Source organism: Mesorhizobium sp. WSM4887, from assembly GCF_029625865.1.
GTDB lineage: Bacteria > Pseudomonadota > Alphaproteobacteria > Rhizobiales > Rhizobiaceae > Mesorhizobium.
In genome coordinates this window covers 389,118-401,667 of record NZ_JARTVP010000005.1, presented here as the reverse complement: position 1 = coordinate 401,667, position 12,550 = coordinate 389,118, and the positions used below count along the sequence as shown (strand labels likewise).

13 protein-coding genes are annotated in these 12,550 nt (G+C 58.8%); 1 reads left to right on the top strand and 12 read right to left on the bottom strand.

Features of this window, described 5'->3' with window-relative positions; translation table 11 throughout:
- From P9230_RS21195 to P9230_RS21175, 5 genes are all read right to left on the bottom strand, one after another.
- On the bottom strand, positions 1-651 hold the full coding sequence (locus P9230_RS21195) for an amino acid ABC transporter permease (protein WP_278120785.1): 651 nt from the start codon (positions 649-651) through the stop codon (positions 1-3).
- Between the two features lie 10 nt (positions 652-661).
- Positions 662-1,330 carry an amino acid ABC transporter permease gene (locus P9230_RS21190; protein WP_278120784.1) on the bottom strand — a complete coding sequence of 223 codons (669 nt, stop codon included), beginning with the start codon at positions 1,328-1,330 and terminating at the stop codon, positions 662-664.
- Between the two features lie 114 nt (positions 1,331-1,444).
- Positions 1,445-2,245, bottom strand: coding sequence for a transporter substrate-binding domain-containing protein (locus tag P9230_RS21185; RefSeq protein WP_278120783.1), 801 nt, complete (start codon positions 2,243-2,245; stop codon positions 1,445-1,447).
- A 47-nt stretch (positions 2,246-2,292) separates the two neighbouring features.
- Positions 2,293-3,006 carry an alpha/beta hydrolase gene (locus P9230_RS21180; protein ID WP_278120782.1) on the bottom strand — a complete coding sequence of 238 codons (714 nt, stop codon included), beginning with the start codon at positions 3,004-3,006 and terminating at the stop codon, positions 2,293-2,295.
- A 70-nt stretch (positions 3,007-3,076) separates the two neighbouring features.
- Complete coding sequence (locus P9230_RS21175; protein ID WP_278120781.1) at positions 3,077-3,952, bottom strand: fumarylacetoacetate hydrolase family protein; 876 nt, start codon at positions 3,950-3,952, stop codon at positions 3,077-3,079.
- 205 nt (positions 3,953-4,157) lie between these two features.
- Between P9230_RS21175 and P9230_RS21170 the strand changes: the two genes are divergently transcribed.
- On the top strand, positions 4,158-4,829 hold the full coding sequence (locus tag P9230_RS21170) for an FCD domain-containing protein (RefSeq protein WP_278120780.1): 672 nt from the start codon (positions 4,158-4,160) through the stop codon (positions 4,827-4,829).
- Between the two features lie 216 nt (positions 4,830-5,045).
- Here the strand turns inward: P9230_RS21170 and P9230_RS21165 are convergent, their stop codons facing one another.
- From P9230_RS21165 to P9230_RS21135, 7 genes are all read right to left on the bottom strand, one after another.
- A complete protein-coding gene (locus tag P9230_RS21165; protein WP_278120779.1) occupies positions 5,046-5,960 on the bottom strand; it encodes a ribokinase in 915 nt (304 codons plus the stop codon).
- Positions 5,961-6,075: 115 nt separating this feature from the next.
- Entirely contained in the window at positions 6,076-6,636 is a 561-nt protein-coding gene (locus tag P9230_RS21160; RefSeq protein ID WP_278120778.1) for a flavin reductase, read from the bottom strand.
- Between the two features lie 5 nt (positions 6,637-6,641).
- A complete protein-coding gene (locus tag P9230_RS21155) occupies positions 6,642-7,931 on the bottom strand; it encodes a styrene monooxygenase/indole monooxygenase family protein (protein WP_278120777.1) in 1,290 nt (429 codons plus the stop codon).
- A gap of 15 nt (positions 7,932-7,946) precedes the next feature.
- Positions 7,947-8,882, bottom strand: coding sequence for an NAD(P)-dependent oxidoreductase (locus P9230_RS21150; protein WP_278120776.1), 936 nt, complete (start codon positions 8,880-8,882; stop codon positions 7,947-7,949).
- A gap of 20 nt (positions 8,883-8,902) precedes the next feature.
- Complete coding sequence (locus P9230_RS21145) at positions 8,903-9,820, bottom strand: ABC transporter permease (protein WP_278120775.1); 918 nt, start codon at positions 9,818-9,820, stop codon at positions 8,903-8,905.
- A gap of 1 nt (position 9,821) precedes the next feature.
- Positions 9,822-10,910 (bottom strand): ABC transporter permease, encoded by a 1,089-nt coding sequence (locus tag P9230_RS21140; protein ID WP_278120774.1) that lies wholly within the window; start codon positions 10,908-10,910, stop codon positions 9,822-9,824.
- A gap of 20 nt (positions 10,911-10,930) precedes the next feature.
- Entirely contained in the window at positions 10,931-12,499 is a 1,569-nt protein-coding gene (locus P9230_RS21135) for an ABC transporter ATP-binding protein (RefSeq protein ID WP_278120773.1), read from the bottom strand.
- Positions 12,500-12,550: the final 51 nt, after the last annotated feature.

Here is a 12,550-nt window from a genome sequence, read left to right as displayed (position 1 = left end):
TCATTTTGCAATGTGGAACTTCCTTTCCAGCGCAGCCCCGATGAGGGAGATTGAATAGTTGATGAGGAAGTAGAGTAGACCGACAACGAGGAAGGCCTGGAAGCTTGCGCCAGAAGCTTCGCGGACCAGCAGTCCAGACTTTGTCAGTTCGACAAAACCAATCACCGAGGCCAGGGACGAGTCCTTCAAGGTTCCGATATAGACCCCGACTGTCGGTGGAAGCATTACGCGTATTGCCTGGGGACCGATGACATAGCGCATGATTTGCCAGAAATTCATGCCGGAAGCCTGTGCCGCCTCCCATTGCCCGCGCCCGACGCTTGCGATGCCCGCACTCACCACTCCGGCCATGAAGGCGCTTGCCTCGAGCGCCAATGCGATGGTTGCCGATGTAAACGGCGACAGGTCGACCTTGAACGCGAAGGAAATACCGTAGAAGCAGCCGAAGAAAAGAATCAGGGGAGGGATCGACCGGAAGAGCTCGGTGTAGACCATCGCGAAGGCCCGCAATATGCGTGAGCGCGAATCCGCGGCCATACCGACGAGCGCGCCCAGCAGGCCGCCCAGGATGAGGCCGAGCCAGCTGATCCACAGCGTCGTCGCGACGCCCTTGAGGAAAACCGGCCAGAAGTCGAGGATGGATGTCGTCACGGTCGGCCTCCTAACGCGAGCCCGGCGCGTGCAGCAGCAGGCGGCCGACGATGATGCGGCAGAGATTGATCGCCTGGGCAAGCACGACGTAGACCAGCCCGGCGACCAGGAACGATTCCATGTAGCGGAACGTGTCGTTGCCGACCGAAAACATCCAGTTGGCAACTTCTTCGACGCCGATCACCGCCGCCAGTGACGAACCGATCAGGATCGAGATGAACTGGTTTCCGACCGGCGTGTAGACGATGCGGACCACCTGCGGCAGGATCACGTAGCGAAACAGCTGAAACTGCGTCATGCCCTGGGATTCGCCCGCAAGGTACTGCCCGCGCGGAATGGCGATCAGCCCGCCTCGAAAGATTTCGGTCATGTAGGCAGTGGCGTTAAGCGTAAGGGCGATCAATCCTGAATAGTAATTGCTCACCCGAAGCCCGACCTGCGCCATGCCGAAGAAGACGATGTAGATCAGCACGAGCACCGGGATGTTGCGGAAGACCTCCACATAGGCCGCGGCCAGGAAGCGCAGAAACAGATTGTCGCTGAGACGGCAAAGGGCGCCCACCATGCCCAGGACAAGGCTGAGCACGATCGTCTGCACACTTATCAGCAGCGTCATCCCGACCGCGAAGGGCAGGAGGTCGAGGTAAGCCAGAATAACCTGGAGGTTGAATTGATACATGGCGGCGGTTTTCGATTCCGACTAGCGTCTGTCAGGGGTGCGCTGCACAGCGTGCTCGCACTTCAAGGCCGGGCAGCTGTTCGCTGCGCACCACCCGGCCTCATCAGGGCTTCTTCACTTTATCGCCGGCAGATCGAAGCCGAAGTATTTCTTGAACAGCGTGTTGTTTGCGCCGGAGCCGTTGAACTGGCCGACCCAGCCATCGACGATGCGCCACCAATCGAAGTCGCCGGTCGGCATGCCGATCGCGATCTCCTCATATGAGAAGTTTCCGGGCAGGATCCGATACTTGCCGGCTTCCTTGGCGACATAGGCGGCTGCCTGAAGACTGTCCATGAACACCGCATCGGCCTGTCCGGACTGCAGCGCCAGGAAGCCGTCATTGTTGGCGTCAAACCGCAGTTTTTCAGCGTTCGGAACGACGGCAGCCGTGGTTTGCTCCGACGTGGCGCCCCGCGCGTAGGCGACCTTGTACTTTGCGTCGTTCAGTTGCTCGATGGACTGAATCGGCGATCCGTTCAGCGCAAGAAAGACGCTTCCGACCACCACATAGGGGCGACTGAAGGCGACAGCGGTTGAACGCTGGGTCGTCGCGGTGAAGTTGGCGATTGTGACATCGGCGCGGCCGGTCTGGAGTGCGGCAATGCGGCCGGGAACATCGACGATTATGAACTCAGGCTTGACACCCAGGGCCTCCGCCAGCGCCTTGCCGATGTCGACATCGTAGCCCGTTGGCTGGCCGTCGGTGCCGACAGAACTGTAGGGCGGATTGCCCGCGACCGTCGCAATGCGCAACGTGCCGCGGCTCTTGACATCTGCGTAGACGTTAGACTGTTGCGCGCTGGCCGGCGCTACGCATGCCCATGCCATGATCAAGGCAAAGAAGCCGGCTAGAAGGATACTGATCTTTCTCATGTTATTCCCCTATTGTTGCACGTTGCGTTTGTATTTTTTTCTTTTTGTTATTGTTTTACGGATTCGGCGGCTTGAATGAGAATTTCCGCGACCTCGTCCGGGGCGTCGACCATCTGGTCGTGGCCACAGTTCATCGTCTTCACCTCCCAGGCTGGATCGCTTTTCAGTTCGGGATAGAAACCCTGCATGGACGACGGGCCCGTCGCGAAAACGTAGACGTGCCTGCGGTCTGCGGCGTAAGCGCCGCGGAGCCTGATCGGCTGCGTGAGCGTGAGCGTGGGTTGGGGCGTCATCTTGCCCGCCACCCATGCTTGGTTCCTGGGCTCGACGCCGAAATGAGCGGGAGGCGGCGCCGCTATCGCTTGGCCATTGTAGGGTTCGGCGTCACGAAGCAGAGTCCGCCGCCGCTCCTCTCCCATGTAGTCCCAAATGGCCTCGCCATCTTTCGGGACATAGGCATCGAGATAGACCAGATTGGCGATTTTCTCGGGCGCCGCATCCGCGACGCCCGTAACGATCATTCCGCCGTAGGAGTGGCCGCACAGGATGATTTGATCGAGGTCCTGCCACTTGATCACATTCAGAACGTCCTGAATGTGGGTGTTAAGATCGATCTTGTCGTCCAGAAGGTGCGACCGCTCGCCCAAACCCGTAAGGGTTGGCGTATAGACCTCATGTCCTTTGGACCGCAGCCGCCTTGCCACCAGATCGTAGCACCAACCGCCGTGCCAGGCCCCATGAACTAGTACGAATTTTGCCACTTGGTTTACCGGTTCGTCCTTGATGACACATTTGTGGTTCGAGCTTCGTATGTCGCGTTGCGCCGCGTCTTCAGCGCATGTTGATAAAGCGGTTCTCCAGCGTGCCGATGCCATCGATCTCGATGCGCACGACGTCGCCAGCCTTGAGATATTTCGGCGGATCAAAGCCGATGCCAACACCGACAGGAGTGCCGGTTGCGATGATGTCGCCTGGCTTCAACGTGATGCCTTGCGACAAAGTCGCGATGATTGTCGGGATGTCGAAGATGAGCTGCGATATCCTGGAATTCTGGCGCAGGTCTTCATTTACGAAACAGCGGATGCCGGCAGTCCCTAGATCGAGATCATCCCTGGTCACCGCCCAGGGACCCATCGGGCAGAACGTGTCCTGCGACTTGCCAATCAGCCATTGGCTGTATCTGCCTTGCAGGTCGCGCGCAGTGACATCGTTGACGATCGTGTAGCCCCAGACGTGATCAAGCGCTTCCGCCTTCGATATCCCGCGACCGCCCTTGCCTATGATGACGGCGAGCTCCGCCTCATAGTCGATTGCCGTCGAAACCGAGGCATCGATCATCACATTGGCGTGGTTGGCGACAACCGATTCCGGAACCTTTGAGAAGATGATCGGGTGTTTCGGGATTGCGCCGGCGCCGGCGCTGGAATCGAAGCCGCTGCGCGCAAACTCGTGTGCGTGCTCGTGATAGTTCTTGCCGACGCAGAAGATGTTGCGCCGCGGTTGGGGGATCGGCGCTTCGATCTCGACCTGCGCCAGCGGGATCGGCGACTGCGTGCGGGGCATCCGGGCGCCGTTGTGTTCGATCAGCGCTAGGACGCCGGCCTTGGCCTGATCGGCTGCAAAATCGAAAGGCGCGACGGTCTGGGAATCGAGATCGACCAGGCCTACGCGACGTTCGCCGGCGATCGAAAAAGTCGCGACCCGCATCCATATCCTCCTGAACCTTTTTTGAGCCAATGTTTGGCCCTTTCAATACACGCTAGCGCTGATTGGTTCATGCTTCAAGAGGATTTTGTGCTCCAAATCAACAAATCGTGCCGAATGGCACCATTTTTCTATCTTCGCGCTAGACCGCGTAACGACCTGATGCTAATATTGGCTCAACATTGGATCATAATAGAGCAGTTAGCAAATGCCAAAACTCGTTGCCAACGACATCGCCGCAATGCTCAAAAAGCGGATTTCGTCCGGCGAATGGCTCGAGGATGGCCGAATGCCACCCGAGCGTGATCTCGCAGTCGAATTCGGCGTCGCGCGCAACACAGTGCGCCGCGCCGTCGGTTTCCTGGAGGACGATGGAACCGTCGTCCGGCATGTGGGCCGAGGTACCTTTCTAACGGCAACCAACCCGACGTCGATCGCATCCACGGTCACACGGATGGAAGGCACCAGCCCCGCCGATATGATGGAGATCAGGCAGTTGCTCGAACCGGCAGCCGCGGCTTTTGCCGCGACCAATGCTAGCGCAGCAGAATTGAATGCGGTTCGCGAAGCGCACCAGACCGCATGTGATGCCAGAGACATGCCGGATTTCGAGCATTGGGACGCCGAATTCCATCACCGGGTGTTCGCGTGCTGCCGCAATGACTTCCTGAAAGAGATCCACAACCTCATGCGCGCCATTCGCAACCAGACACCCTGGTTCGAAATGAAGAAGCGCTCTTTCTCGGAGGAGCGCCGTCAAGCGTATTGCGACGAGCACCAGGTGATCCTCGATTGCCTGCTTCGCCGTGATCCGGAAAGCGCGAAGGACGCGATGCTATCGCATCTCAGAACCGTCGAGAGAAATCTCCTGGGGCGATAGGCCCACGCATCTTTGTCACCCGCCTTTCCCCTCTACAACTCCTTCTTGGCCAGTTCCCTGAATTTCGTCCAGCATCGAGCGCGCCGCTTCCAGCGCCATCGTACGCAGCCGACGGCTTCCTTGCCGAAGCGACGAGACTGGAGTGGCAAGATGGCTGATCGAGATCACCCGCTGCTGCGCCGCTCGCCGATGCGGTCGGTTGGGTGTCCCTCCGATCTAGCGAAATGCCCATCTCCCGTTTGCCAACGACGCGCCGGTAAGGTCTTTTGCATAAGGGATTGATGGCTGTGCGCCACGCGAAAGGCAGGCTAGGGCAGCCGCAACATTTGCGCGCTGGACAGCATCCTCCAGGGATGCGCCGAGCGAAAGATCGTGAGCAAGGTAGCCGCAAAATGTGTCACCGGCGCCTACCGTGTCGACAGGTTCTATCTTAAGCGCCGGACATTCAAAAAACGTCTCTGGCGCTGCACAGAGAACCCCTTCGCCACCAAGCGTCACAATGATGGTGCTTCGGAATTTTCGAACATACTCGATCATTCGAGAGCCCCGATCGTTACCGGACAATTGCAACGCGCTACTGTAACGATCAAACTCCGTCTCGTTGGCGACGACGTAGTCCGCTTCGCTCAAGAAGCTCGCCGCTTCCACTCGGAATGGAGCTGTGTTGAGTACAGAGATCGCCTTTGCCTGCCGTGCCGCACGCAAAGATGCTTCCACGGTCGACAACGGGATTTCGTGCTGGAGCAGGATGACATCGCCCTGCCGAAGGTCGGGCAAATCATCTGGCGCGACGGTCGCGTTCGCGCCCGGTACGACAGTGATGATATTTTCGCCCCGCGCATCAACCAGGATAAGCGCGGTTCCGGTTGGCTGAGGGCTCTGGCGAATGCCCGAAAGATCGATGTCCGCTTCCTTGAGCAGTCGCATGGCGTCGCCGGCGAAGCCATCATTTCCGACCGCGCCAATCATGCGTACTTGAGCGCCAGCGCGGGCAGCGGCGAGCGCCTGGTTGGCCCCTTTCCCGCCGCCAGCAGTAACGAAGGCGCTGCCCGGAACCGTCTCACCGGGAGAGGGGAGGCTGTCGACCGACGCAATGAGGTCGAGATTGATGGAACCGATGACCACGATCATGGTATGCACCTTTCGTTTGAATGGGGCTGGAAGCCAGTATTCGCCGCAGATACTTGCAAGCGTCGCCGTAAGGGCTGACGAACCGATCACCCTGGAGGCGATACGTTCATCCGGATTAAAACCAACCTCTTGCGTTTTCGGGATAGGACGGCGGCGGGCCGACTTCGTGATATGTTCGGTTGAGGTAAATAAGGCTGCGTACGTCGTCGCCGCTTTTGATGCCGAGCACTTCCGCGATCAGGATGCTATGTGTGTTGATCTCTAGCGTCTGGACGATCTTGCAATCAAACGAGACCACCGCATCTTCCAACACCGGCGAACCGGTCGCGACAGTCGACCACTGCGCCCTCTGAAACCTTTGCTTCATCTCGAGCTTCCCGACGCCAGAAAATACGCCGGAAAGCTCCTGATGACGCGACGATAAGGTGTTGACGCAGAGAACGCCGTTGGCTTTCAACGGCGTGTTCTGCTGGCTACGCCTGTTCATGCATACAAGCAGGGATGGCGGCTCGTCACTTATGCTGCAGACAGCCGTTGCGGTGAACCCGAGTTGCCCATGCGGGCCATTCGACGTGATTATGTTGACCGCCGCGCCGAGGCGGCTCATCCCCTCGCGAAATGCCTGCAGCGACACGGCATTTTCGGCAGCTCTGTTTTCCGCCGAGGGCTCGCTCATCGACTTCACGCCCCGGGTTGAGTTATGCCGAACTGACCGGCGAACGATCGCGCCACGTTGACGTCTGTAAGTGCTGGAACAATGCTTTCGGGGTGCGGAAAGCCGTAGTAGTAGGCGTCTGCCGCCCTCTCATCGGTTCTCGCCGCATGGAGGACGATCTCCGTTGCCGGCGACGGCGTCTCCAGGAAGATGCGGGTCAAGTCACATCCGCCTCGACCATACTTCTCCCACATGCCCAGATTGACTTCCGTCATCCAGAGTTCGTCAAAAGGCTTGTCCTGGTGCCGGACGATCTCGTGGGCCAGATATTTCGCACTTCGGCTTGCGAAGTTGCCGCCCTGGCCGCAGATCGGATCGAAGGTTATCGCCGTGTCGCCGACAGGCATGATCAGCCCTCCTGAGGGCAGGCGACCAAACGGGCGGCGCACCATGGGAGCGAAACGCCCCACTAGCCAAGCGTGGGGGTCTTCCGACACATATTCGATGTCGTCGACCATGTGATGCTCCCAGGGGGCGAACTCGCGAATGATGTCCCGAGCATGGGCGGTGACCTCTTCACCCGATTTGCATCCAGCAAATCGGTCCATCCGGCTTCCCTCCCTGGCTTCGAACAGGAACCCGTAGGTATGGCCGGCCGTCTTGTGCGTGTAGGGAACGGCGAAATACTCCCCGGAGTCTGCGAAGAAGTCGAACTTGGTCGAACTGTAAGGAATTCGGTCGGAGAACCAGTCCTTGACATGCTTGCCAGATTTGCTCCGCACAATCGTCATAGCGAGGTTGCGCTGAGGGCGGTCGTAGAAGCTGCGATGTTCATCCCTGGGTATGAGCCGCCCCAGATCCGCCTTGCCGGCGGCGAGCACCGTCAGGTCGTTTTCAAGCGCGATCTTGTCGGCGCGTTCCGGCGTCACCCCCTCGATAACAAGGGTGCCGCCCAAACCCTCAAAATCCTCGAGCCAGCGATGGATCCGCATTCGCTGGTCGATCGCGCCTCCGCTCCTGCCATATTCGAGGCGGCCCTTCATGACTGTCGCTTCCGGATCTTGGGCGTATCTGGCGCTCTCGAGCAGAACGCCCTGTGCGGGGAACATGGTGTCGGACCAGAAGTCCATGCCGAGCTCGCGCTCGATGTCGATGACTTCGGCATAAAGGCAAGCTGTGCCCGTGGGAGCGGAGTGACTGAGCCACTGCTCCGGTGTTCTGTCTGAATATAGCGTTACCTGATACCCAGCTTTCACAAGTGCATAGGCCAGGATGCATCCTGCCTGGCCAGAGCCGATGATTGCGATCTTAGACATGAAGACATCCGTGCCTCAAAAACTATGCTCTTGCTTGATGGCTTGGATCAAACGCATGACGCCCTCGCGCAGCGACACCGCCGGCGCGAAACCCAGTTCGCGCCGAGCGGCCTCAATGCTGAGGCGGCCGAGTGTCACATCTTCCGGATCCGCACCCTGTTCGAGCGTGATATCCGCGGACGGGATTACTTCCCGGATTATCGAAGCGGCTTCGTCGATGGTCGGATTGACGCCGCCACTAATGTTGAACCTTCGGGTCGAGGGATCCTTCACGTTGAGCGCGAGCAATATGCCCTCGACAACATCATCGACGTATACCCATTGGCGGGGAAAGCCATTGCCGTAAGGCAGATGGGTAGGCCGTCCAGCAAGGGCGTTTGAGATCATCAAACGCAGCACGCAACTCGTCTTGCGGCGCGGTCCGTAGACACCGGCGATGCGCAGCGAGATCGCATCGACATTGTGCTCCTCCGCATAAGCAGCAACGATCGCTTCGCCGGCAATCTTGCTTGAGGCGTAGCATTGCCGCGCAAGAAGCGGGAAATCTTCGGTGATGTCGTCTGCCGGTTGGTTTCCGTACACCGTCAAAGATGAACAAAACAGGAGCCGGCATCGGCCTGACCGAATAGTGATTTGTCGGGCAACTTCGGCGACGTCCAGCGTCCCGCCGACGTTGACGTCAAACATCAATGCCGGGTTCTCGCGTCCGAGGCTGGGGCCGGAAAAACCGCCACAGTGGATGATGGCGTCGATGCCGTGACGAAATGCAATCTCGTGCAGCTTGTGAACATCGCCGATCTCCAGTTCGAACGCCCGATTGGTGAGAGCCTTTACCTCATTAATTGAGCGGTCGACTGCAACGACTTGCTGGCCTGCGCCAGCGAGCCGCTTGACGACTTCGTAGCCAAGCAGACCGTTGGCGCCCGTGACCAGGATGGATTGACTGGGCATTTGGATGTCTCCGACTGAGCTTAGGAGATGTCGAAGTTCCAGCTACCGTGCCTGCTTCTGCTGCTTGCGGTTCGGATGCCCACGATAACCAGAGCCAGAACGGTAACGATGTAGGGCGTAAGTTGCAGAATCTGCGGAGCGATACCCGTCACGCTGGGAAGGCGTATGGAAAGAGCCGAGGCGGCGCCGAACAGCAACGCCACCACAGCAGTGGCATAGGGATTTCCCTTGGCAAAGATGATTGCGGCGATGGCAATGAGGCCGCGGTCATTTGTCATTTGCTTGGCAAATAGTGTGACATAGCCGAGGGAGAGATACGCACCAGCCAGACCGCAAAAGAACCCGGACGCCAGCATCGTATCGATCTTGATCCGGTTGACGTTGACGCCGGCGGCAGCTGCGGCTTCCTCGGCTTCGCCGACAAACCGCACGCGCAATCCCCATTGGGTTTTGTACAGCAGCCAAGAGACTGCCGGTACCAGGAGATAGGCTACATAGACCAGCAATGTGTGCCCACTCACGATCGGTCCGATAAACGGTATGTCCCGAACGAATGGAATATCGATCTGGGGGAAGGTGGGGATGTCGCTGGACGTGAAAATGCCGTCTTGCCCAAGCACGCTGGCCAGAAGAAGCGCCGTCAAGCCATAGGCGATAAAGGTGACGGCGATACCGGCGATGAAAATGTGCGCTTTGAACCGCAGATTAAAAAGGACCAGAAGCGCCGCCAGGGCTACCGAGCAAGCAACGGCGGCCAGTACGCCCAACGTAAGGCTCCCGGTTGCATAGGCAACAGCGACAGCCGCGAAGGCGGCAATGATCATAAACCCGTCAAGCGCAATGTTCAGTATCCCAGCCTTGAAAGTCAAAAGACCTCCCAATGCCGCTAGCACGAGCGGGGCCGAAATTCGGAGCGTCGAAAATACGAGTTCCTCCATTTTATGCCTCCTTGATGGCCGGTTGCGACAGGCTTTTGGGGGAATTGTTTGAGCGACGCGGCCAGTTGAGGCGCCACGTGAACTGGGCCGCAAGGACAAGAACAATGAGGAACTGAAGAACCTGGACGAAATATTTGCTGAGGCCGGTCGTCATCTGCAGCACCGCGCTGCCGCCATTCAAGACGCCAAACAGGAAAGCGGCAGCGATGACGCCGATCGGGTTGTTCTGCGCCAGCATCGCAACCGCGATTCCGTCGAAGCCGAATCCCGGTGAGAAGTTGTCGTAAAAGGCATGGTATTCGCCTAGAACCTGCTCGGCGCCCGCCAGGCCCGCGACCCCTCCGCTGATGAGCATCACCCAAAGCGCGTTGCCGCGTACGTCGATGCCACCGTAGTGCGCAAACTTCGGATTGAGCCCAATCAGCTTCCAGATGAAGCCGCGGAGCGTGGCCGAGTTGAAAATAGCGAAGGTGATACAAACACCGATGGCAAGGAAAATCCCGGCATTGAGCTGCGAAAAGATCGAGAGACTTGGGAGGAAAGCACTCTCGGCAACATCAGGCAGCTTGTTTGTCGGCCCTGGCGCCTTTAGCGCTCTTGTGGAGATATAGCCGGTCAATAGCAAAGCGATCGGGTTGAGCATCAGGCATATCACCAGCTCATTCACGGCGAGATAGACGCGCAGAAGGCCGGGTATGGCGGCCCATGCCATGCCGCCGAGAAACCCGGCAATGATGCAGATCGGCAGATGGATCGCCACAGGCAACCCGACGATGCCGTAACCTGCGATTGCCGAGGCCATGGCCCCCATTAGCATCTGGCCTTCCGCACCGATATTCCAGAGGCCCGCTCGGAACGCGATTGCCACGGAGAGCCCGGTGAAAAGAAGCGGCGTCATCATCTGCAGGGTGGTAGAGATGTTCGGCCAGCCGGACAGACCGCCGGCAATGAGAACCTGGTACACTGTGAACGGATTTTGGCCGAGGAGAGCGATCAGCACAGCTCCCACGACAAGCGCCGTGGCGACTGCAAACAAGGGGACACTTATTGTCCGTATCAAACGGACAGCTAACGAGTTGGCGTTTCTCAACTGCGTCCTCCCTCGTTGCGTCAGATAGGATTTGCCAGAGACTGTCCCGCAGTCTCAATGGCAGGTTGCCCAGAGGCGATAAGTCCGCCCATATAGCGGCCGACTTCCTCGTACGATGTCTCAGAAGCCAGCAGGTCAGCCACAATCCGTCCGCGGTACATGACCAGTATGCGGTCCGAGAGCGCCATGATCTCATCAAGGTCGGCCGAAACGACAAGGACTGCTTTACCGGAATCGCGCATCGAAACGAGAAGCTTATGGATGGACTCGATGGCGCCAATATCGACGCCTTGGGACGGTTGTTCGGCCACCACGACGTTCGCCTGTCGACTTAATTCGCGGGCGATCTGCACCTTTTGCTGATTGCCGCCCGAAAGAGAGGCGGCAGCGGCGTTTATGCCGCCGCCCCGAACATCGTAGGCGTCAACGAGGCGTTTTGCATGGGCTTGCGCTGCGGAGGAGGAAATGAACGGGCCCCGGGTCACCTCGGTGAAATGCCCGATCATCATGTTTTCCCAGATCGAACTCTGCAGCGAAAGGCCAACGCCGCCTCGGTCCGCGGGGATGTACGCCAAGCCCGCCACCCGCGCGGCGCGAGGGCTGGAGTGCACGGCCTTGCCCGCGAAAGAGATCGTTCCGTTGGCCGGTCTGCGCATGCCCGCGATACATTGGACCAACTCGTCCTGACCATTGCCCTGGACACCGGCCAGGCCCACGATTTCGCCTGCCCGAACGTCCATGGAAAGCGTGTCGACAGCCACCTCGCCGCGATCGCCGAACGATTCCAGGTCCTTCACTGAAAGAAGCTTTTGCCCGTCGAAGGTGCTGGGGGTCTTCTCGACCCTAAGCAGCACCGATCGGCCCACCATCTCGTTCGCGATGTCTTGTGCGGTTACGGCCGCGGCCGGGAATGTCCGTCGTATGCGGCCTCGCCGCATCACAGACACCTGGTCAGCGACTTCGAGTACTTCTCGAAGCTTATGGCTGATGAAAATGATCGAGCATCCGCTTTCCGCCAGGGAGCGCATGGTCTTGAAAAGTTCGCGCGTCTCGTTCGGCGTGAGGACCGCGGTAGGCTCGTCCAGAATGAGGATTTCAGCCTTGCGATAGAGTGCCTTGAGGATTTCGACGCGTTGCCGAAGTCCCACGGGCAGCTTTGCCACGATAGCGGTTGGATCCAGTTCCAACCCGAACCGGCGGCTAAGCTCGAGCGTGTCGCGCTGCGCCTTTTTGAAATCGACGCGACCGTAGCCTTTCAGGGGCTCCGCACCAATGACAATGTTCTCTGCGACGGTGAACGACGGGGACAGCTTGAAGTGCTGATGAACCATGCCGATTGCCGCTTGAATGGCGTCCGCGGGATTTGAGAACTCGACCGGTCTCCCTTTCAGCCTTATTTCGCCGGCGCTTCTTGAGATGAGTCCGTACAGAATATTCATCAGCGTCGACTTGCCGGCGCCGTTCTCACCGACAAGGGCGTGAATCTCACCCTTTTGTATGACCAGAGTGGCGTCCTCGATGGCAACAAGATCGCCAAACTGCTTTTGTATGCCGGTCATCTCGACTACGATATCGGTGGTGCCGGGCATGTCTTTCGTCTCCGTCTGCTATGAATATCCCGGGCACCTACGGTGAAGTGC

Bases quoted from the DNA above. Each gene is read 5' to 3' on its own strand.
- P9230_RS21190 (WP_278120784.1), bottom strand. From the start codon at position 1,330: ATGTATCAATTCAACCTCCAGGTTATTCTGGCTTACCTCGACCTCCTG.
- P9230_RS21185 (WP_278120783.1), bottom strand. From the start codon at position 2,245: ATGAGAAAGATCAGTATCCTTCTAGCCGGCTTCTTTGCCTTGATCATG.
- P9230_RS21175 (WP_278120781.1), bottom strand. From the start codon at position 3,952: ATGCGGGTCGCGACTTTTTCGATCGCCGGCGAACGTCGCGTAGGCCTG.
- P9230_RS21170 (WP_278120780.1), top strand. From the start codon at position 4,158: ATGCCAAAACTCGTTGCCAACGACATCGCCGCAATGCTCAAAAAGCGG.
- P9230_RS21165 (WP_278120779.1), bottom strand. From the start codon at position 5,960: ATGATCGTGGTCATCGGTTCCATCAATCTCGACCTCATTGCGTCGGTC.
- P9230_RS21160 (WP_278120778.1), bottom strand. From the start codon at position 6,636: ATGAGCGAGCCCTCGGCGGAAAACAGAGCTGCCGAAAATGCCGTGTCG.
- P9230_RS21155 (WP_278120777.1), bottom strand. From the start codon at position 7,931: ATGTCTAAGATCGCAATCATCGGCTCTGGCCAGGCAGGATGCATCCTG.
- P9230_RS21150 (WP_278120776.1), bottom strand. From the start codon at position 8,882: ATGCCCAGTCAATCCATCCTGGTCACGGGCGCCAACGGTCTGCTTGGC.
- P9230_RS21145 (WP_278120775.1), bottom strand. From the start codon at position 9,820: ATGGAGGAACTCGTATTTTCGACGCTCCGAATTTCGGCCCCGCTCGTG.
- P9230_RS21135 (WP_278120773.1), bottom strand. From the start codon at position 12,499: ATGCCCGGCACCACCGATATCGTAGTCGAGATGACCGGCATACAAAAG.